We start from the raw sequence: 21,840 nt of genomic DNA, 5'->3' as shown, positions 1-21,840 counted from the left end.
GCGGCAGGACGTGTCAGCGCGGGTTCGGGCGCGCGAGCGTCGTACCGGCACCGCCGCCGCGGTGGCCCTGGTGACGGCGGCCGGTCTGCTGGCGAGCGGCTGCTCGGCCGGCGGCGCGGGGACGCCCGACGCCTCCCGGTCCCCCACCGCGGCCTCTTCCGCCTCTTCTCCCTCCTCCTCCGGTGCCGCTCCGGCGGGCCTCTCCGGGCCGGCCGGGGGCGCGTCGGCCGTCACGCCGTTGGAGCCGCTGCCCGCCGCCGTGCCGCCCGCCCTGGCCCCCTACTACGCGCAGCGGCTCAGCTGGACACCCTGCGACGACGGCTACGAGTGCACCACCTTCCGGGTACCGCTGGACTACGACCGCCCCGACGGCGGCGACCTCACGCTGGCCGCCGTCCGCGCCCCCGCCGTACCGGCCGGGGCCGGCGGCGCGGCCGCCCCCGGCGAACGGCTCGGCTCACTGCTGCTCAACCCGGGCGGGCCCGGCGGATCGGCCGTCGAGTACGTCGAGGGCGTGGCCCCCACCTACGACGCCGGGGTCCGCGCCCGCTACGACCTCGTGGGCCTCGACCCGCGCGGGGTCGGCCGCAGCTCGCCCGTCACCTGCCTCGACGGGGAACGGATGGACGCCTACACCGCCGCCGACATCACCCCCGACGACCAGGCCGAGATCGACGCCCTGGTGGCCGCCGCCAAGGAGTTCGCCGAGGGCTGCCGGCAGCGGTCCGGCGACCGGCTCGGACACCTGAGCACCGTCGAGGCCGCCCGCGACACGGACGTGCTGCGCGCGCTGCTCGGCGACGAACGGCTGCACTACGTCGGCAAGTCCTACGGCACCTTCCTCGGCGCCACCTACGCGGGCCTGTTCCCCGGCCGCACCGGCCGGATGGTGCTCGACGGCGCGATGGACCCCTCGCTCGACTCCCTCACCGGCAACCGCACCCAGGCGGGCGGCTTCGAGACCGCCTGGACGGCCTTCGCCCGGGACTGCGCCGCACGCGAGGACTGCCCGCTCGGCCGGACCGAGCAGCAGACCGGCGAACGGCTCGCCGCCCTGTTCGCCGCGGTCGACGAGCACCCGCTGACGACCACCGACGGCGCCCGCCGCCTCAGCGAGGCCCAGGCGACCACCGGCGTCGTCCAGGCCATGTACGCGGACTTCCTCTGGCCCCGGCTGCGCACCGCGCTCGCCGACGCGGTGGCCGGCGACGGCACCGGCCTGCTCAAGCTCTCCGACGCCTACTACGGGCGGGAGGCGGACGGCTCGTACCCCAACCTGATGTTCGCCAACATGGCGGTGAACTGCCTCGACCTGCCCGCGCCGTTCGCCGGCCCGGACGACGCCGCCCGCGCGGTGCCGGACTTCGAGCGGACCTCGCCGAGGTTCGGCCGCGACATGGCCTGGATGGCGCTCACCTGCACCTACTGGCCGGTCCGGCCGACCGGCGCACCGCACACCGTCCGGGCCGCCGGAGCCGCCCCGATCGTGGTCGTCGGCACCACCCGGGACCCGGCCACCCCCTACGCCTGGGCGCAGGCGCTGGCCGGCCAGCTGGAGTCCGGACGGCTGCTCACCTACGACGGCGACGGCCACACCGCGTACGGCCGGCACGACGCCTGCCTCGACGGCGCGGTCAACCGCTTCCTGCTGGGCGGCGAGCCGCCGGAGAACGGCAAGACCTGCGGGCGTTGAGGGCGTGCCCGTTACGATGGGCGCCCCCTCCCCTCCTCGTTCCTCCCGGAGCCCATCGTGCTCGGAGTCAACGACCTGACGACCTACGTCCTCGGCGCCCTCGTCATCGTCCTCCTCCCCGGCCCCAACTCCCTCTACGTGCTCTCGGTCGCCGCCCGCAAGGGCGTCCGCACCGGGTACCGGGCCGCCGCCGGCGTCTTCGTCGGCGACTTCACCCTCATCAGCCTGACCTCGCTCGGCGCCGCCTCCCTGCTGAAGGCCAACCCGGCCGTCTTCGCCGTGGTGAAGTACGGCGGCGCCGCCTACCTGCTCTGGATAGGCGTCGGCATGCTGCGCGCCGCCCGCGGCCTCTGGCGCGAGCACCGGTCCCCCGACGGGGCCGCCGACGGCACCACCGAGACCACCGGTCCCGGCGAGCGGCCGTTCCGCCGCGCCCTGGTGATCAGCCTGCTGAACCCCAAGGCCATCCTCTTCCTGCTCTCCTTCTTCACCCAGTTCGTCGACCCCTCCTACGGCAGCCCGGTACTCTCCTTCACCCTCCTCGGCGGGATCCTGCAGGGCTTCAGCGTCCTCTACCTCTCCGTGCTGATCTTCGCGGGCACCTCGCTCGCCTCCGCCTTCCGCCGCCGCAAGCGCCTCTCCGCCACCCTCACCGGCAGCGTCGCCGCCCTCTTCGCCGGCTTCGCCGCCAAGCTCGCCGTCTCCTCCGCCTGACCCTCCACCCCCGGGCCACCGCGTTACGGATCACCCGCGAACCTGTGTAGACTGGCCCGCGTTGCCGACACTTCGGCAGCGGTGCCGCCTTAGCTCAGTTGGCCAGAGCAACGCACTCGTAATGCGTAGGTCGCGGGTTCGAATCCCGCAGGCGGCTCTGTAGAAGCCCCAGGACTCACTCGCCGTGACCTGGGGCTTTTGCGTTTTCCGCGTGCGGTCGCTGCGGCTGCGGCTGCGGGGGTGTGGGCGGTTGGGGGGCGGAGGGCCCGGTCGGTTTTCCGGCCGGGCCCTTGCGGTGTTCGTGGTGGGGGTGGGGCGGGGGTCAGAGGAGGGGGGTGGGGACGGGGGCGGCGGCGCCGACGAGGAGGACGAGTTCGTGGCCGCCGGGGTTGGTGCGGAAGGGGACGGTGCGCCAGTTGTTGGCGAGCCAGACGTTGCCGGAGGGGTCGATGCGGATGCCGGTGTTGCGGTCGAGTCCGTCGCTGGGGTAGCCGGTGTCGGGCGGGGAGAGCGGCTGGCCGGTGCGGTAGCCGGGCGGGCAGGCGGTGAGGTCGGTGCCGCAGAGGCGGGCGACGCGGTGGCCGCCGAAGTTGGCGACCCAGACGGTGTCGTCGCCGTCGACGGCGATGCCCCAGGGGAGGAAGAGGCCGCCGTTGGTGAAGGGGGCGGGGGCGGGGGTGCCGTCGGGGTGGATCAGGGTGACCGAGGCGCCGGGGCGGGTGGCGGGGTCGTCGGTGGCGGAGGTGGCCGCGGCGGCGAGGTCGTCGGCGGTGCTGCCGGCGCAGGGGACGGGGAGGATGCCGCTGTTGCCGACCCAGGCGTTGCCGCGGCTGTCGGTCGCGACGGCGAGCGGGCGGCGCAGGCCGCCGCCGGTCACGGTTCGGCGGGGGGTGCCGTCGGGGTCGAGGAGTTGGACGCTGTCGTTGCCGTTGCCGGTGACCCAGAGGCGGTCGGTGGGGTCGACGGCGGCGCCGAAGGGCTTCTGCAGACCGGGGAGGGGGATCTCGCGGGCGCGGGAGGCGTCGCCGTCGGGGATCCGGGTGACGCCGGTGCCGCCGCAGTTGGCGGTCCAGACGGTGCCGCTGCGGTCGGCGGCCATGCCTTGGGGCTGGGCGATGCCGCCCTGCTGGAAGCCCTCGGGCGGGGAGAGCGGGGTGCCGTCGGCGGTGAAACGGGACAGGCTGCGTTCGAGCGGGGTCGGGTCGATCGGGCAGCCGTCGCCCTGGAAGCCGAAGTTGCCGGCCCAGGCGGTGCCGGCGGCGTCGACGGTGATGCCGAAGCCGGCCCCGTAGAGGCCGCCGCCGCGGTAGGGGGCGCCGGGGGCGTCCTGGCCGGTGGGGGTGATCCTGAGGAGGGCGCGGCCGCCGCAGACCGGGACGGTGGGGTCGGCGTCGTAGCGGTAGTTGTTGGTGACCCAGGCGTTGCCGTCGGCGTCGAAGGCGATGTTGCCGGGGCCGTCGATCTCGTGGCCGTTGCCGTCGTAGCGCAGGGCGACGGTCCAGGCGGCGGGGGCGGCGGACAGGGCAGGGAGGTAGCTCGGGCTGGTCCGCGCGAGGTCGAAGAGCTCGGCGGCGTTGTGGCCGGGGTCGTGGGCGATGTCGACGGCGGCGCGCAGGGTGTCGTGGGGCCGTTCGTGCCCGGGGCGGCGGGCCAGGTCGAACAGCCGGTCGCAGGAGTCGCCGGTGACGCAGGCGGCGAGCAGGTTGGCGAGGGTGTTGAACTCGGCCACGGTCGAGGTGAGGTGGCCGTTGGGCGGGGCGGCGAGGGTGGCGGCGATGTCGCCGGTGCCGGTGTCGGCGAGGTTGTGGGCGATCGCGGCGGCGTTCTGCAGGCCCGGGTGGGTGCCGGAGACGCCGGCCGGGCCGGTGAAGCGGGCCAGGGCGTAGGCGACGGCGACGGTGGTGCGCTCGTTGACGACGAGTTCCGGCGGGGCGGCGGCGCCGGTGAGCACGGCGGCGAGGGTGGCCGGGCCGTGCAGGTCGGCCAGGACGTAGAGGACGGCGCGGGGGTCCTCGGGGCGGCGGTAGTCGAGGGTGAACCGTCCGTCCTCGGTGCTGCGGGTGCGGGCCAGGACCCGGGGCTCGTCGTGCCCGCCGTCACCGGCCTGGTAGAGCGTCACCTCGGCTTCGCCGAGCGGGGTTTCGCCGCTGCGGACCACTCCGCACTGGACCGTCGGTTCCGGGCGGTCGGGGGCGGTGGCCACCGCGGGCACGGGGCCGGCGGCGAGTTGGGCGAGGAGGGCGGTGGTCAGCAGGACGCCGTGGCGTCGGCGCATGGGGGCTCCGTCGGATCGTGGGGAAGGAGTGGGAAGGAGCGGAGAAGGAGGGGGGAACGAGGTGTCCGCTTCCTGCCTGCCACATCGCGTGGCCGGCCGCGCGCGACCGGCCGGGGAAGGCGGGGGAAATTGCCCGGGACGGCGGAGGCGGGCCGGTGCGGGGCCGCCCGCGGGGAGGCGGGGCGCCGTGGCGCCGGCGGGGGCGTGGGAGGTGGGCGCACGAACCGGCGCGGGGGCGCATGGGCCGAGAGGTCTTGTGCGTCGATTTCGGGGGCGGTTCGGGAAGGTGGTCCGAGGGTTCGGGAACCGCTTCCGGAAGTACCGGCAGAAGCGTTTCTGTTTCGCGCTGTTTCGTGGCGCACAACTTGACATGGCCTGGCGAAATGGGGGTTGTGACGAAGTCGGCACGGGACTTCGTCGCAGGTCAGGAATGTTACCGACGGGTCGCGAAAGAAAGTACTTGACTTGCCGTCAGGGCCATTCCTAGGGTGAAACGAGTATGAGCCGGTGTGCTTCGGCACGCAGCGGTACGGGGGACGATGGACTTGAATATGGCAGTGGCTGACAATTGTAGAACCGAAGTCGGCCATTCCACTTGTTCGACTGGTGGGCAACGGCAGGGGTGGTGACGACCGCCTGACGTCGCACGGTGTCGACGGATGGCAACGACGTTCTGTTGCAGGCCAGTTGCTCGGCTGTTTCGCGCGCTGTGGGAGTGCGCCGCCGAGCCGGACCTCCTGATGCATTTCCGGACAATGGCATCCCTGATGTCCAGTCCGAAGGCATTGAATTCGCCTGTGATCGCGTTCTCGAGTTAACCGAAGATTAACCGGAACCGCCTCTCCCGAGTGTGGAGGCGTGAATACGGTCTCATCGGTCAAGAAAATGCGGCGCGATCCGCCGGTGCAGCTGATCACGCAAATGAGTATGGGGGAAGTGTGCGTCATGCCTGAAACTTCGATTGCCGTCCTCTTTCCGGGCCAGGGTGCGTTCTACGGCCGTGCCCTCGCCGACCTCCGGGACGAGTTCCCCGAGGTCGGACCGGTCCTCGCCGAGATCGGTGACGCCGCCCGTCCGCTGCTCGGCGACCGTGCGGTGGACCAGCTGTTCGCGACGCGGACGCCGGACACCGAGCAGCTGCTCCGGGAGGCCCCGGAGGCGCTCCAGCTGGCCATCTACGCGGTTTCCACCGCGACCTACGCCGTGCTGAAGGCCCGCGGTCTGCGCCCGAACGTTCTGATCGGCCACAGCCTCGGCGAGATCGCCGCGCTGGTCGCCGCGGGCGCGTTCACGCCCGCCGAGGGTGCCGAGATCGTCTGCCACCGGAGCATCGCCCTGCGCGAGGCCGGGCTGGGCGACGCCTACATGGCCGCCATCGGCACCGACGCGGGCCGGGCGCAGCGCCTCGTCGACCTGGTCGGCGACCCGCTGACCGGTATCGCGGTGGAGAACCACGCGGGTCAGACCGTGCTGTCCGGCCGGGCCGAGACGCTGGACACGATCGGCCGGCTGGCCGCCGTGCTGAAGATCGACTTCGCCCGGCTGAAGTCGCCGTACGCCTTCCACAGCCCGCTGCTCGGCCCGGCGGCGGAGAAGTTCGCCGCGCGGATCGCGGACATCCGCCAGCGTCCGCTGGAGACCACCGTCCACTCGCCGATCACCGGCCGCGCCTACGAGGACGGGGACCGGCTGACCGAGCTGCTGGCCGGTCACTTCACCGCCCGGGTGCGCTTCGGCGACACCGTCCGCGAGCTGGCGGGCACCGGTGTGTCGGTGTTCGTCGAGAGCGGTGCGCTGGACGCGCTGAGCCGGATCACCGGCCGCATCGTGGAGTCGCCGGTCACCACCGTGCCGACCCTGCTGCCGGAGGCGGGGGGCGCCGCCGTGCTGCGGCAGGCGCTCGACCGGCTGGCCTCGGTGGGTGCGGTCGCGGCGGGTGCGGGCGGCGGCTCCCCGGCGGACCAGCTGCGGGCGGCGCTGCTGTCCGACGTGCCGGCCGAGGACTTCGAGGCGTTCTGGAACGGTCGGGGCGTGGAGGTCCGGGCGTTCGCCCGCGAGGCCTACCTGACCTACCTGGGCGCGAAGGAGGAGGAGCCGAGCGTCGACGCGGCGAACGGCAGCCTGAACGGCAGTCTGAACGGCAGCCTGAACGGCGGTGTCGCGGCCGGGCCGGCGGCGGCCGTGGACCGGGACACCCTGGTCCGCCAGCTCGCCGACATCTACGCCGAGGCGCTGGAGTACCCGGCCGAGGTCTTCGAGGAGGCCACCGACCTGGAGGCCGAGCTGGGCGTCGACTCGGTGAAGCAGACGGAGCTGCTGGTGCGCGTCGGCAACCGCTACGAGCTGCCGCCCCGGCCGTCCGACGTGCGTCCGGCCGCCTACAACACCCTGGGCAAGATCGCCGACCTGATCATCGCCTCGGGCGGATCGGTGTGAGCGGGGTGTCCCAGGAACTTCAGGGAAAGATCGCCCTGGTCACCGGCGGGGCGCGGAACGTCGGCAAGGTCATCGCCAAGCGTCTCGCCGCCGACGGCGCGCTCGTCGTCATCAACCACCTCCACTCGCCCGGCCCCGCCCGGGAGACCGCCGAGGAGATCGAGCGGGCCGGCGGCCAGGCGCACGTCATCCGGGCGTCGGTCGCCGTCCGGGGCCAGGTCGACCGGATGTTCGACGAGATCGAGGAGCGCTTCGGCGGCCTCGACATCCTGGTCAACAACGCCGCCAACGGTGCCCTGGTGCCGGGCGGCGAGGTCACCGACCAGCTGATCGACCGGGCCCTCAACACCAACCTCAAGGGCGGCCTCGCGTGCGCCCAGCGCGCCGCCGCGCTGATGGCGCGGCGGGGCGGGGGCAGCATCGTCAACCTCTCCACGCTGGGCGGCGGCCAGTTCGTGATGGCCAACTACCTGGCCTGCGGGCCGGCCAAGGCCGCGGTGGAGGCGATGACCCGCTACCTGGCCGTCGACTACGCCCGGGACGGGATCCGGGTCAACACCGCCGCCGCCGGCATGCTGTACAGCGAGGTCGTGGACCTCTTCCCGGACGCCGAGCGAATGCAGCGGGCGACGATCGAGGCCACCCCGATGGGCCGGCTCGGCCACCCGGAGGAACTGGCCGAGGTGGTGGCCTTCCTGGCCTCGCCGCGGTCGAGCTGGATCACCGGCCAGGTGATCCTGGCGGACGGCGGACTGTCCACCGGGCAGGCGCTGCTCTCGCCGCCGCGCGCGCTGGTGGAGCCGGTGCCGCCGACCGTCCCGGTCGGGGAGCCGGCGGACGGACGGGCGGAGGCGGTGAGCACCCCGGCGAACGCGCCGGCGGTCGCCGCCGCCGTCACCGCACCCGTCACGCCCGCCGTCACCGTACCCGTCACCGCACCTGTCACGACCCCCGTCACCGCCGCCGTGCAGGCCGCGGTGACCCCGCGTCAGGCGCCCACCGTCGCGGCGGCCCCGGCCGCCGCCCCCGCCCCCGCTCCGGCTGCGGTCGCCCCGGTGACCGCGCAGAAGCCGGTCGAGGAGGAGGCGTTCGACGAGGACGACGAGATCGCCATCGTCGGCATGGGCATCGTGGTGCCCGGCGCCAACGACCTCGACGAGTACTGGCACGAGCTCATGCACGGCGCCGAGCGCTTCGTCGAGATCCCCGCCGACCGGTGGGACAACGACAAGTTCCACTCGGCCGACAAGCGCGACGAGGACAAGACCTACTCCAAGCGCTCGGCCTTCATCACCGACTTCGTGCCGCACCCGCAGCTGGCCCGCGAACTGGCCGAGGCGGGGACCGACCCGAACGCGGTGGAGTCCACCACGCTCTGGCTGCGCCACTCGCTGCTCCAGGCGATGGAGGGCGTCCGGCACGACCCCGAGGACCGCTGCTCCTTCCTGGTCGGCTACACCGCCGACGGCAGCCAGCACCTGGAGGAGGCGACCGTCCGGGCCGGTGTGCTCGGCCGGATCGCGCCCATCCTGGACGGCCTCGGCCTGTCCGGGGCGGACCGCGCCGCCGCGCTGGCCACCGTCGAACGACGGCTGGCCGGGCACTACCCGCGCAGCGGCCCCGAGCCGCTGCACTTCTTCCCGCACCGGGTCGGGCTCAACGCGATGCGCGACGTGCTGCCGGACTCCGCCGAGCTGCTGCTCGTGGACACCGCCTGCTCCTCCTCGCTCTACGCGGTGGACCTGGGCCTCAAGGGCCTGCTGGAGGGCCGGCACGACATCGCGGTCTGCAGCGGCTCGTTCGCCGTGGGCCCGCGCGGGTCGATCCTGTTCGCCAAGCTCAACGGCCTGTCGGTGAGCGGCGAGGTCCGCTCGCTCGACAAGGACAGCGACGGGGTGCTGTTCTCGGACGGCGCCGCGACCGTCGTGCTCAAGCGGCTCAGCCGGGCCCGCCGGGACGGCGACCGGGTGCTCGCCACCCTGCGCGCCTTCGGCTCGTCCTCGGACGGCAAGGGCAAGGCGATCTACGCGCCCAGCGCGGCCGGCCAGAAGCTGGCGATCCGCCGCGCCCTGGACCGGCCGGGCATGGACGACGTGCGGCCGGACTGGATCGTCGCGCACGCCACCGGCACCCCGGCCGGCGACCTGGCGGAGTTCACCACCCTGCGCGAGACGCTGGGCGGTCACGAGCCGGGCCGCGCCCCGGTGGTCGTCACCTCCAACAAGTCGGTGATCGGGCACACCGGTTGGGCCGCGGGCGTGGCCTCGCTGATCGAGGTCGTGCTGGGCTTCCGGCACGACGTGATCCCGCCGCAGCACCGGTTCACCGAGACCCCGGCGGACTTCGCGATCGGCGGCTCCAACCTGGTCGTGCCGACCGAGGCGGTGCCCTGGCCGCGCGGCGCCCGCCGCCGGACGGCCGCCGTCTCCGGCTTCGGCTTCGGCGGCACCAACGCCCACCTGGTCGTCCAGGAGCCGCCCGCTGCGCCGACGACGGCGCCCGGGAGCCCGGTGCCGGCGCCGACCCGGCAGACGGAGCCGCAGCGGATCGCGATCGTGGCCCGGACCGCGCACGTGCCGGGCACCGAGACCGCCGACGAACTGGCCTCCTGGCTGGGCCGGACCGGACCGGAGGACGTGTCCTTCGGCGACACCTACCCGCTGCCGTCGTTCAAGCAGGTGCGGATGCCCCCCGGCATGATGCGGGGCATCGACCGCTGTCAGCTGATGATCCTCAAGTGCGCCCACCGGCTGCGCGACAGCCTGGGCGCGTTCTGGGAGGACAACAGCGAGACGACCGGTGTGGTGCTCGGCCACCTCGGGGCGACCCGCAACGCGACGCTCTACGCGCTGCGCTGCTACCTGGACGACCTGACCATCGCGCTGGAGGCCGACGACTCGCTGGCCTCGGCGCCGTGGCTGCCGCAGGCGCTGGAGCTGCTCCGGACCGAGGTGCGGCGGCTGGTCCCGCCGTCCAACGAGGACTCCTTCCCCGGCATGATGCCGAACGTGATCCCGGCCCGGGTCGCCAACTACTTCGACCTCAAGGGCCTCAACATGACGGTCGACACGGGGTTCACCTCGACCCTGAGCGCGATCGACGTCGCCATCCGCTACCTGCGGCAGGGCGAGCTGACGATGGCGCTGGTCGGCGGCATCAACGGCAACAGCACCGACGAGGTGCGCCAGCTGCTGGACGAGGCCCTCGACGGCGGCAGCGTGCTGGCCGAGGGTGCCTTCCTGTTCGCCCTGGTGACGGAGGAGACCGCCGCCGCGGCCGGGCTGGAGGTGCTCGGTTACCTGGACACCCCGCTCGCCGAGGCGGAGGCGGAGGCGGCCGCGGACGCGGCGGCCGGGCCGGTGCCGACCGTCGAGTGCGGCGCCGTCCGCCCCGGCCGGGAGGCCTGCTACCTGGGCGCCGAGGGCGCGATCGGCATCCTGCAGGTGCTGGCCGAGGAGCCGGCCCGGCGCGACGCGCTGGTGGTCTGCCGCGGCGAGAACGGCGCGCCCGACCTCGGCGTCCGGGTCTCGGCCCCGCTGTCGGCGGCCGTGCCGGCGCCCGAGGCCGACCTCCACGTGCCGTCCGCGTTCTACGACGAGCGGCAGTACGACGACCGGCACCCGCTGGTGGTGAGCCGGCACGTGCCCGGGCTGACCGAGACGCCCGGCGAGCCGGTCCGCGCCGAGCTGCCGTTCTGGCCCGCGGAGCCCACCGTCGTCCTGACCGACCGGCCGGAGACGGTGACGGCGGCCGGGGCACCGGCCGGCACCCTGGTGCTGTCCACCGTGCCCGGCGGCCCCGGGGTCCGGCACGTGCCGGACGCCGAGGCGCTGGCGGGGCTGCTGGACGAGGCGGACCCGCGGCGGCTGGTCCGGCACATCCGGGTGGTCACCGACCTGTCCGGCGCGGACACCGCCGGCCCGGCCGAGGCGGAGGCGCTGAGCGCCCTGCACGAGCTGGTCTTCCTGACGGTGCAGCAGCGGCACGAGGCGCTGGCCGACGAGGCCGGCGGCGCGAGCTGCGTCGGGCTGTTCCTCGGGGCGATGACCGACCGCACCCCGCACCCGTTCACGGGCATGTTCACCGGCCTGTTCAAGGTGATCCACCTGGAGTACGCGCCGCACTGCCTGACCTACGCGCTGATCACCGGGACGCGGGAGGCCGCCACCGGGGTCGCGCAGGCGGAGCGGGAGTCCGCGTTCCGGCGCGGCGTCCCCTCGGCCTTCCACGACGGCGGGCGGCGGCTGACCGTCACCCTCGCCGAGGAGCCCGGCGAGCTGCTGCCGCCGGGAGAGGCGACGCTCGGTCCGGACAGCGTCGTGGTCGCGGTCGGCGGCGGGCGGGGCATCACCGCCGAGCTGCTGGCCGAGGTCGCCCGGCACTTCCGGCCCCGGGTGTACGTGCTCGGCAGCAACCCGGTGGACTCCCACCCTGCCGAGTACCTGGAGCTGGACGACGAGGCCTTCGCCAAGGGCCGCGCCGACTACATCCGCAAGCAGCTGGCGCTGCGGACCGGCCGCAACCCCGCGCAGCTCAACCGCGCGTACGAGCGGATCGGCCAGGCCCGGGTGATCCGGGCCAACCTGCGCCGGATCGCCGAGCACAGCGGCGCGGGCGCGGTGCACTACGTGCCCTGCGACGTGACCGACCGCGAGCAGGTCATGGCCGCGATGGACCGGATCCACGCCGAGGCCGGGCGGATCGACCTGCTGGTCAACGCGGCAGGGCTGAACCGTTCGGCGCCGATCGCGACCAAGAGCCTGGCGGAGTTCCGGCAGGTCCGCGACCTGAAGGTGCTGGGCTACTTCAACCTCAAGCACGCCCTGCGGGGCCGGCTGCCGCGCGCCTGGTGCAACTTCGGTTCGCTGCTGGGGATGACCGGCCAGGTCGGCGAGGCCGACTACGCCTCGGGCAACGACTTCCTCGGGGCCGCGGCGACGTACCACCAGCAGGTGCTGGGCATCCACGAGTTCACCGTGGGCTGGACCCTGTGGGGCGAGGTCGGCCTGGGCGCCAACGAGTTGACCAAGGCGTACTTCGAGAAGAGCGGGCTGTACTCCGCGATGAGCACCGCGGAGGGCGTGCACCACTTCGTCCGCGAGCTCAACCTCGCCAAGCCGTCGCCGTACACCGTGCACCTCGGTGACGCGGAGCGGCGGGCGGTCGACCGGCTGCTGCCCGGCTTCCTCAACCCGGGCGCGCAGCGCGGTGGTTCGGACTCGGTGGCGCCGTCGGAGCCGGTGCGCCCGGAGCGGCCGGCCGCGGCGGCGGAGAAGCTGCCGTTCTACCTCGGTGAGGTGGTCGAGCGCGGCACGGACACGGTCACCTTCGAGCGGGTCTTCGACCTCGAGCGGGACGACTACCTGCGTCACCACAAGGTCGGCGACGCACCCACCCTGCCGGGGACGTTCGTCACCGAGATCGCCTTCGAGGCGGCCTCGTGGCTGGTGCCGGACCTCAAGGTGTACGCGTTCGAGGACCTGCGCTTCCACCACTTCCTCAAGGTCCGCGAGTCGGACCGGGCCGGGCTGCGGAAGCGGATCCGGGCCGAACTGGTGGAGCGCCGGGCCGACCTCGGCCAGGCCGTGGTGGCGGTGCGGATCACCCACGACGTGGTGGCGCCCAACGGCACCGTGCTGGTCAAGGACCGGCTGCACTTCGAGGTGCGGGTGCTGCTGGCGGGCGACCTGCCGGACGCGCCGCACTGGAAGGCCTGGCACCCCGCCGCGGAGACGCCGGTGCCGGACCCGTACCACAGCCCGGGCTCCCCGGTGCTGCTGACCGACCTGTTCGTGTCGACCACCGACACCCGGCTGCACCCGGACGGCAAGCGCGCCACCTACAACCTCGAACTGCCCCTGGACCACCGGGTCTTCGGGAGCTTCGGGATCCCCGTGGTGCTGCTCGACGGGCTGGCCAGGACCGGGGTGCTGGCCCTGGTCGACGGTGACCTGGTCCCGCTCGCGGCCCCGCTGGGCATCGGCCGGATCGACGTCTACGAACACGGCGGCGACAGCCAGGTCGCGGCCCGGTACGGCCGGGTCGACCTGTACGCGGTGCTGCCCGGCGCGGAGGCCGACGGGCGGAACGCGGGCAGCGGCAACCGGTTCGTCGCCGTCCGTCCGGACGGGCGGATCCTGATCCAGATGAAGGACCTGGACTGGACGCTGATGGGCTATCTCGACCGGAGCACCGGGAAGTTCGTGACCCCCGAGGAGGTGGCCGAGGCGGCCGCCGCCCGGGCGGTCGGACCCGAGGCGGTCGAGCCCGAGGCGGTCGATCCGGGGGTGCTCGAAGCCGGGGTGGTCGAGCCCGAGGCGGTCGAGCCCGAGGAGGTCGAACCCGGAGCGGTCGAACCCGGGGTGGCCCCCGCCGAGGCCGGCGAGGTGGTGACGGCGATGGGAAAAGCTGAGGCCGGCGCGGCTGGTGGGCCGACGCCGGCGGCCACGGACCCCCAGTACGCCACGAGCAGGAAGGCGGGCACCGACGTGACCGCGAGCAAGGACAACGGCCGGGAGCCGGCCCCGGAGCCGGGCACGGCGGTGGCCACGGTCGTCGCCGCGCCCGAGCGCCGCCCGGCACGTCGCCCCGCGTCCGCCGTCGCACGGCTCGCCCGCCCCGCCCCGGGGCCGCGCGGACTGCGGACCGTCCCCGGCAACCTGCGCAAGTTCCAGCGCAACGCCCCGGCCCTGTTCACCGAACTGAGCCGCGCCTACGGGGACATGGTCCGGCTGCCGCTGGGCTACTTCACCGTCCACCTCAACTACCACCCGGACAACATCAAGTACGTCCTCCAGGACAACAACCAGAACTACATCCGCGGCAAGGGCTACGACGCTTTCAAGATCTTCATGGGGATGGGCCTGCTCACCCTCGACGGGGACGAGTGGAAGCAGCACCGCCGGGTGGTGAACCCGCTGTTCCACAAGACCGCCATCGACAACATGGCGACCACCATGACCGACTCCACCGCCCTGGTGCTCGACCGCTGGGAGCGGGCCGGGTCGGACAAGGCCGGCATCGACGTGGTGCCGGAGATGATGGACCTCACCCTGGGGGCCCTCGGCAAGGTCATGTTCGACACCGACCTCCACCCGCTCAGCGACCGGGTGGGGCCGGCGATGGTCACCTCCATCGAGGCCATGGTCTTCCGCGGCACCCTCAACCAGCTGACCCCCGAGTTCGTCCCGATCCCGTACAACCGGCGCATCCGCCAGGCGCGCAAGGTGATGTACGACGTGGTGGACGGCATCGTCGAGGCGCACCGGGACGGCCGGCACGAGGGGCTGACCGACCTGGTCAGCCTGCTCCTCCAGGCCCGGGACGAGAGCGGCGGCGAGTGGACCCGGCAGCAGGTCCGGGACGAGATCATGACGGTCTTCATGGCCGGCCACGAGACCACCGGCACCGGCCTGGCCTGGGCGCTCTACGAGCTGGCCAAGGACCCGGAGGCGCAGGAGCGGCTGCACGAGGAGGTCGAGCAGGTGCTCGGCGGGCGCACGCCCACCATCGAGGACCTGCCGAAGCTCCCGTACGCGAAGATGGTCACCGACGAGACCCTGCGGCTGCACCCGCCGATCTGGGTGTACCCGCGCGACGCCGTCGCGGAGGACGACGTCAACGGCTGGCACGTCCCGGCCGGCGGCAGCGTCTTCATGGTCCCGTACGTCACCCACCGGCACCCGGACTACTGGGTCGACCCGGAGCGCTTCGACCCGGAGCGCTTCACCGAGCAGAACCGCGCCCAGCAGCCCCGCTACGCCTACTTCCCGTTCGGCGGGGGCCAGCGCAAGTGCATCGGCAACCAGATGGCGCTGGTGCAGACCCACCTGACACTGGCCATGGTCGCCCAGCGGTTCCGGCTGCGGCTGGTCCCCGACCACCCGCTGACGCTGGGCACGCTGGTGTCCTTCCGCCCCGTGGACGGCATCCGCCTCGTCGTCGAGCCCAGGAAGCGATGACACGCCGATGACACTCAAGGAACCGATCACCCTCGCGGAGGCCCTCGCCCCGCCGGTGGTGGACTACCCGCAGGACGGATCGGTGCGCCCGGTGCGGCGCCACGTGTGGGAGCCGGTGGAGACCGCCGCCCTCCCGCCGGGCGCCGCCCCCGGGCTGCGCGGGCGCTCGATCGCGGTGGTCGGTGGCCGGGAGGCCACCGCCGCCGCGGTCGCCGCGGCGCTCACCGCGGCCGGGGCGGCGGTGCACCGGCTCGCGCCGCCCGCCGAGGGGCAGCGCGGCGGCTTCGCCGAGGCCGCGGCGGCCCTGTTCGCCGCGGCCGGGCGGATCGACGGGATCGTCGACCTCAACCTCGAGGAGCCCTTCGACCGCAGCGGCCCGGACGGCTGGGAGGCACCGTTCCGGCAGACGGTCGCGATGCTCCAGGCCTGCTTCGCGGACTGGATCACCGAGACCGACGCGGTGCGGCTGTTCTACCTCCCGGTCACCTGGCTGGGCGGTCGGATGGGCTTCGGCGCGGACCGGGTCGAACAGCCGCTCGGCGGTCTGTGGGCGGGGCTCGCCAAGGGCCTGCCCCGGGAGGTCCCGAACTGCAACATCAGGATCCTCGACCTCACCGCCGAGCACTCCGCGGAGGAGATCGGCGAGCTGGTGAGCCGGGAGCTCTACCGCTGGGGCGCGTTCGAGATCGGCCACCACGGCGGCCGCCGCTACAGCCTGCGGGCCCGCCACGCCCAGCCCGCCCCGCCGGTCCGCGCGCTGCGGCCCGGCGACACGGTGGTGATGTCCGGCGGCGGGCGCGGCATCGGCTACGCGCTGGCCCGTTCGCTCGCCGAGGAGTTCGGCGCGCGGGTGGTGGTGAGCGGTCGCGGCGCGGTGCCCGACGCGGCGGCCGTCCCGGCACTGGCCCTCGACGAGCGGGAGTTCCGGCGGTACCGGGACGAGCGGCTGCGGGAGGCCGTGGCCGCACGCCGGGTGCCGCAGGTCCGCGGCGAGCTGGAGAAGCTGGCCCAGGAGCGGGAGCTGTGGGCCAACCTCGCGCGGGCCCGCGAGGACGGTCTGCGGATCGACTACGTGCAGTGCGACATCACCGACCCCGAGCAGGTCGCCCGGCTGGTCGACGAGGCCGGCGACCGGCTGGCGGGCGTCGTCCACAACGCGGGCGTGGACGTACCGGTGCGGCTGCCGGGCAAGACCGAGCAGATCGTCTCGCTGGTCGTCCGGGTCAAGGTCGGGGGCTTCCTCAACCTGCTGCGCGCGGTGGCGGACCGGCCGCCGCTGGCGTTCTTCTGCAGCGTCGGCTCGCTGACCGGCCGCTGGGGCGGCATGGTCGGCCAGCTCGACTACGGTGCCGCCAACGAGGCGCTGAGCCGGCTCGGGCTGTGGGCCTCGCAGGACGGCGAGCAGTCCGGCCGGGTCCGGCGGACGCCGGTCTCCACGGTCTGCTGGCCGACCTGGGAACGCCTCGGGATGATCACCAACTACGAGGCCACGCTGCGCTACATGTCGGCGGTGGACGTCCGCGAGGGCCTGTACCACTGGAAGCGGGAACTGTTCTCCGGCGGCAGCGGCGAGTCGACGTTCATCGGCGACGTCGGTCCGGCGATGCTGCCGTCCGTGCTGCGCGGCTACCAGCAGGACACCGGGCTGCCCGGGATCGAGCGGCTCGCCGCGAGCCGCTACTACCTGGGCGAGCCGCTGGACTTCCGGCCGTACGCCGCGCTGACCACGGAGCACCTGCTGACGGCCGGGGAACTGCCGTGCTGCGACGACTTCCGGGTCGGCGGCGAGCCGGCGCTTCCGGTCTCGCTCTGCCTGGAGTACCTGCGGGCGGCCGGCGACTGGGTGCTGCCGGAGAACGGGGACCAGCTGCGGTTCGCCGAACTCCGGGACCTGGAGGTGGACCTGGCGGAGTTGACGGTCGGCCCCGGGCGGCGGACGGCGGTGCTGACCCGGCACGCCGAGGGCCGCTGGTCGCCGGACGGCGACTGGCGGGTCGCGGTCACCCTGGAGCGGGAGGGCCGGCGGCTGGCCGGCGCCGAACTGGTCTACCGGGCCGGTGAGGTGCCGTCGGAGCGGGCGGTGCTGCCGCCGACCGGGGCACTGGGCGCGGAGGACGTGGCCCCGCCCGCGCCGGGCGGCGCGCTCGCCTGGAGCGGGCACGCCTTCCGGCTGGCCGCCTGGCAGCGGGACGCGGTGGGCGGCCGGCTGTACGGGCGCGCGGAGCCGGGGCGGACGGCCGATCTGCTGCTGGCCTCGCCGGCGCCGGGTTCGGCCCTTCCGCTCCACCAGTTGGAGAACCTGCTGCGGGCCGCGTGGCTCGCCCGGGCCGACACCTCCTCGGCCGGGCCGGTCCGCCGCCTCACAGTGGAGCGGCTGTCCGTCGCGCCGTCGGCCGGGGAGGGCACCGTCCTGCTGGTCGGCACCCCGGACGGCCGCGACTGGACCGGCTACCACCCGGTCGAACTCTTCGAACCGTGCCCGGTGGTGCTCCGGGTGACCGGCCTGCGCCACCACTGACACCGGACGGTCCGAGGCCGGCCGTCCGGTACCCGACCAATCCACCGTGCCCCGGGGCACGGCACGACACCACCAGGGGGATCCGTTGACCACGATCGTTGACCGGTCGAAGGCCTATTGCGTCGTGGGCGCCGGGGCAGGTGGGCTGTCCGCCGGAAAGAACCTGCGGGAGTTCGGCATCGAGTTCGACGTGATCGAGCGAGCCGACGACGTGGGCGGCAACTGGTACGGCGGCAACACCTACAGCGCCGCCTACGACTCGGTGCACCTGATCACGTCCAAGCCCTACATCCAGTACGACGACTTCCCGATCCCGGCGCACTTCCCGACCTACCTCGGCCGGGAGCACGCGCACGCCTATCTGCGCTCCTACGCCGAGCACTTCGGGGTGTACGAACACGTCGAGTTCAACCGCACCGTCGAGTCGATCGAGCGCCGGGACGGCTCGCCGGACTGGTTCGTCACCCTCGACGGCGGCGAAGTCCGCCGCTACGCCGGGGTGGTAATCGCCAACGGCCACAACTGGAGCCCCCGGTACCCGGAATACCCGGGCACCTTCGACGGGAAGATCCTGCACTCCTGCGAGTACCGCGACCCCGAGCCGCTGCGCGGCAAGCGGGTGCTGGTGGTCGGCGGCGGCACCTCCGGCTGCGACATCGCGGTGGAGTCCTCCCAGAACGCCGCGTCCACCTCGCTGAGCATCCGCCGGGGCTGCTACTACTGGCCGAAGTACCTGTTCGGGATGCCCACCGACGTGCTCTACGAGAACGTCCTGAAATGGCGCATGCCCCGGCCGGTGGTGCGCTTCTTCGGTAGTCTCTTCCTGCGGCTGAACAGTGCCGGACGGCCGGAGCAGTACGGACTGCCGAAGCCGTCGCACAAGCTGCTGGAGGAGCATTTCGTCATCAATTCGACGCTCCTCTACCACTTGGGGCACGGTGATATCGGGGCGAAGCCGGACATCGCCGAACTGCGCGGGGACCGGGTGAAGTTCAGCGACGGGAGCGAGGAGGCGTACGACGTGATCGTCTACGCCACCGGCTACCGGATGACCGAGTTCCCGTTCATCGACCGCAAGTACTTGAACTGGAACGGGCGCACTCCGCAATTGCATCTCAGCGCCTTCCACCCCGAGTACGACAACCTTTTTGTCATCGGTTACTTCCAGACTTCCACCGGCAACTGGCCGATCATGGATTACCAGTCCCAGCTCATGGCCCGCTACCTGCACCTGCTGCGCACCGACCCGCGGCGGGCGTCCTGGTTCAAGCAGGCCAAGGCCACGCCGATGGCGGCGGCCGAGCTGAACGGCGGCATCCAGTACTACGACTCCGAGCGGCACTGGCTCCAGGTCGAGCACTTCTCCTACCGGGCCCTGCTGCGCAAGCTGGTCCGCCGGATGAACGCCGACCCGTCGCCCGCCGCGCGGAACCGGGGCACCGCGGGCGGGGCGGGCGGTTCCGGCACCGGTTCCGGTTCCGGCTCTGCGGAGCAGGCCGACCTGCCGGCGGCGACCCGGCTGAGGAGCCACGCATGATGGACCTGATCGCACGGTTGGCGAACCGGCACGCCCGGGTGATGGTGCTGTGCGCCGTGCTGGTGGCCGCGGTGGCGGCCTTCATCGGCGCGCCCGTCGTCACATCGCTGACCGGCGGCAACCCGGACTTCGTCACCCCGGGGTCGGGCAGCGTCCGGGCGGACGACCGGATCGGCGCGGCCACCGGCATCCAGAGCGACGGCGGCATCATCGCCCTCGTCGACACCGGTGCCCCGGTGGACGACCCCCGTACCCGGGAGGAGGTCGACAAGGTCGCCGGGCTGATGGCCGGGGACCCGACCTTCGCGGACGTCCTGACGTACTACCGGACCCAGGACAGGAACCTGGTCTCCCGGGACGGCCAGCGGACGATCGTGGTCGGCCGGCTCAAGGACAGTGCGGAGGACCAGTACCAGGACGCCGTCGACCGGCTGTCCGACCGGCTCGACGGCGACGCGGCGGTCAAGCTCGGCGGCAGCGAGGTGGTCGGCAACCAGGTCGTCAGCACCGTCCAGCACGACCTGGAGCGGGCCGAACTGCTGGCCTTCCCGGTGCTGTTCCTGCTCTCGCTGTGGATCTTCCGCAGCCTGGTGGCCTCCGCGCTGCCGCTGGTCATCGGTGGCCTGAACGTCGTGCTGACCCTGTTCGGGCTGCGGGTGGTCGACCAGTTCACCCCGATGTCGATCTTCTCGCTCAACCTGGTCACCGCGCTCGGCCTCGGCCTCGCGATCGACTACAGCCTGCTGATCGTCTCCCGCTTCCGCAGCGAGATGACGGTCGAGCCCGACATCGACCGGGCGATCCGGGTCACCCTGCACACCGCGGGCCGCACCATCCTGTTCAGCTCGCTCACCGTGAGTGCCGCGATGGCCTCGCTGTTCGTCTTCCGCCAGCGCTTCCTCTACTCGATGGCGGTCGGCGGCCTGCTGGTCTCCGCCTCGGCGCTGCTGGTCGCGCTGCTGGTGCTGCCCGCGATGCTGCGACTGCTCGGCCGGCACATCGACTTCCTGGCCCCGGCCCGGTTCCGCCGCTCGCTGGAGGCGCCGGAGAACACCGACGGCGGCTGGTTCGCGCTGGCCCGGGGGGTGATGCGACGGGCCCCGCTGGTCGCGATCGGCGCCGGCGCGCTGCTGGTGCTGCTCGGACTGCCGTTCCTGAAGGTCGCCTTCACCACCGTCGGTCCGGCCTCGCTGCCCACCAGCACGAGCAGCCGCTCGGTCGCCGACACCCTGCGCGCCGAGTTCCCGGCCGACCCGCTGGAGTCCGTGCAGGTCGTGGTCGCGGCCGGCGGCGACACGGCGGGCGCACAGCCCCGGATGGACGCGCTCCGCGACCGGATCGCGGCGCTGCCCGGCGCGGCCGCCGCCACCCCGGCGGTGGCGCTGAACGCGGACACCTGGCTGGTCCAGGTCACCCCCCGGGAGCCCGGCCTCAGCGGGGAGAGCCAGACCCTGGTCAAGGACGTCCGGGCGCTCTCCGGCCCGGACGAGGTCCTGGTCGGCGGCCAGACCGCCACCTTCGTCGACCTGGAGGACAGCCTCACCGGACGGCTCCCGGCCGCCGCGCTGATCGTCTTCCTCACCAGCATGCTGGTGCTGCTGCTGATGACCGGCTCGCTGGTGCTGCCGCTCAAGGCCGTGCTGATGAACCTGCTCACCCTCGCCGCGACCTTCGGCATCCTGGTCTTCGTCTTCCAGTGGGGCCACGGGGCCGGGCTGTTCGGCACCGAGGCGCAGAACGCGCTGGACGCCACCCAGCCGGTGCTGCTGTTCGCGATGGTCTTCGGACTCTCCACCGACTACGGCGTGTTCCTGCTCGCCCGGATCAAGGAGGCCAGGGACGCCGGGGTCGGCGAGGCCGAGTCCGTCGCCCAGGGCCTGGGCCGCACCGGCCGGGTCGTCACCGCGGCGGCGGTGCTGTTCTGCGTCGCCCTGGGTGCGCTCGCCACCTCCGAGATCGTGTTCATCAAGGAACTCGGGCTCGGCACCGCGCTGGGCGTGCTGTTGGACGCCACCATCGTCCGGGCGCTGCTGGTGCCCTCGTTGATGCGTCTGCTCGGCCAGTGGAACTGGTGGGCCCCGGCTCCGCTCCGGTGGCTGTACGAACGATTCGGGCTCCGTGAGGGCGGGGCACCGCCGCTGGCCGTCGAGAAGTCGTAAGGTTTTGACGCACCGTCACCACTATCGACCGGCCTTGCTACGACCAGAGGTGGAAACGTGTACCACGCCATTGTCCGGCGCAATCTCCGCAATTCGTTCGCCGACGTCAACCGCGGCAACTATGCAGCCATCGTGCGGCAGTTCACTCCCGACGCGGAGCACTGGTTCTCCGGTGCGCACGCGTTGTCGGGCGGCCGCGACACCGCCGAGCAGATCCAGCGGTGGTACGACCGGCTGGCCGAGGTCATGCCCGACCTGCGCTTCGAGCTGAAGAAGGTCGTCGCCAAGGGCTGGCCCTGGGACACCGTCGCCTTCGCCGAGTGGGTCGACCACCTGACCGACCGCGAGGGCAACAAGTACTCCAACCAGGGTGTGCACGTGGTGCGGATCAAGTGGGGCAAGATCACCGAGCTGCACATCTACTGCGACACCGAGCTGCTGGAGTCGGTGCTGGACAAGCTGGGCGAGCAGGGCGTCGGCGAGGCCGTCGCCACGCCGGTCGGCAGCCCCGGCCCGTTCCGCGAGGCGCGCGTCGGCAGGTGACGCG

The 21,840-nt window shown here is 73.1% G+C and carries 9 protein-coding genes and 1 tRNA gene; 9 read left to right on the top strand and 1 reads right to left on the bottom strand.

Going from position 1 to position 21,840, the window contains the following annotated elements:
• Window positions 1–10: 10 nt before the first annotated feature.
• The 3 genes from BLU95_RS18180 to BLU95_RS18170 all read left to right on the top strand — a co-directional run bounded on the left by BLU95_RS18180 (window position 11) and on the right by BLU95_RS18170 (window position 2,564).
• Window positions 11–1,693, top strand: a complete 1,683-nt coding sequence (locus tag BLU95_RS18180; protein ID WP_231978620.1) for an alpha/beta hydrolase — start codon at window positions 11–13, stop codon at window positions 1,691–1,693.
• 57 nt (window positions 1,694–1,750) lie between these two features.
• Window positions 1,751–2,407, top strand: a complete 657-nt coding sequence (gene leuE / locus BLU95_RS18175; RefSeq protein WP_093860955.1) for a leucine efflux protein LeuE — start codon at window positions 1,751–1,753, stop codon at window positions 2,405–2,407.
• Between the two features lie 83 nt (window positions 2,408–2,490).
• Window positions 2,491–2,564, top strand: a tRNA-Thr gene (locus tag BLU95_RS18170).
• Window positions 2,565–2,729: 165 nt separating this feature from the next.
• On the opposite strand, the gene BLU95_RS45115 is transcribed toward BLU95_RS18170, so the two are convergent.
• Entirely contained in the window at window positions 2,730–4,682 is a 1,953-nt protein-coding gene (locus BLU95_RS45115) for an NHL repeat-containing protein (protein WP_107452575.1), read from the bottom strand.
• A 945-nt stretch (window positions 4,683–5,627) separates the two neighbouring features.
• Between BLU95_RS45115 and BLU95_RS18160 the strand changes: the two genes are divergently transcribed.
• From BLU95_RS18160 to BLU95_RS18135, 6 genes are all read left to right on the top strand, one after another.
• Complete coding sequence (locus BLU95_RS18160) at window positions 5,628–7,118, top strand: acyltransferase domain-containing protein (protein WP_159424927.1); 1,491 nt, start codon at window positions 5,628–5,630, stop codon at window positions 7,116–7,118.
• 5 nt (window positions 7,119–7,123) lie between these two features.
• A complete protein-coding gene (locus BLU95_RS18155; RefSeq protein ID WP_159424926.1) occupies window positions 7,124–15,079 on the top strand; it encodes a cytochrome P450 in 7,956 nt (2,651 codons plus the stop codon).
• Between the two features lie 7 nt (window positions 15,080–15,086).
• Complete coding sequence (locus BLU95_RS18150; protein WP_093860952.1) at window positions 15,087–17,597, top strand: KR domain-containing protein; 2,511 nt, start codon at window positions 15,087–15,089, stop codon at window positions 17,595–17,597.
• A gap of 85 nt (window positions 17,598–17,682) precedes the next feature.
• Window positions 17,683–19,134, top strand: coding sequence for a flavin-containing monooxygenase (locus BLU95_RS18145; protein WP_159424925.1), 1,452 nt, complete (start codon window positions 17,683–17,685; stop codon window positions 19,132–19,134).
• On the top strand, window positions 19,131–21,293 hold the full coding sequence (locus tag BLU95_RS18140) for an MMPL family transporter (protein ID WP_093860950.1): 2,163 nt from the start codon (window positions 19,131–19,133) through the stop codon (window positions 21,291–21,293). The genes BLU95_RS18145 and BLU95_RS18140 overlap by 4 nt, the downstream gene beginning before the upstream one ends.
• A 57-nt stretch (window positions 21,294–21,350) precedes the next feature.
• Window positions 21,351–21,836, top strand: a complete 486-nt coding sequence (locus tag BLU95_RS18135) for a nuclear transport factor 2 family protein (RefSeq protein ID WP_093860949.1) — start codon at window positions 21,351–21,353, stop codon at window positions 21,834–21,836.
• Window positions 21,837–21,840 lie beyond the last annotated feature (4 nt).

This window comes from Streptomyces sp. TLI_053, from assembly GCF_900105395.1.
GTDB lineage: Bacteria > Actinomycetota > Actinomycetes > Streptomycetales > Streptomycetaceae > Kitasatospora.
The sequence above is the reverse complement of the archived record's forward strand: the minus strand, read 5'-3'. Positions and strand labels throughout refer to the sequence as shown.

Coding starts and splice junctions, on each gene's coding strand:
- BLU95_RS18160 (WP_159424927.1), top strand. CDS start 5,628: ATGCCTGAAACTTCGATTGCCGTCCTCTTTCCGGGCCAGGGTGCGTTC.
- BLU95_RS18140 (WP_093860950.1), top strand. CDS start 19,131: ATGATGGACCTGATCGCACGGTTGGCGAACCGGCACGCCCGGGTGATG.
- BLU95_RS18150 (WP_093860952.1), top strand. CDS start 15,087: ATGACACTCAAGGAACCGATCACCCTCGCGGAGGCCCTCGCCCCGCCG.
- BLU95_RS45115 (WP_107452575.1), bottom strand. CDS start 4,682: ATGCGCCGACGCCACGGCGTCCTGCTGACCACCGCCCTCCTCGCCCAA.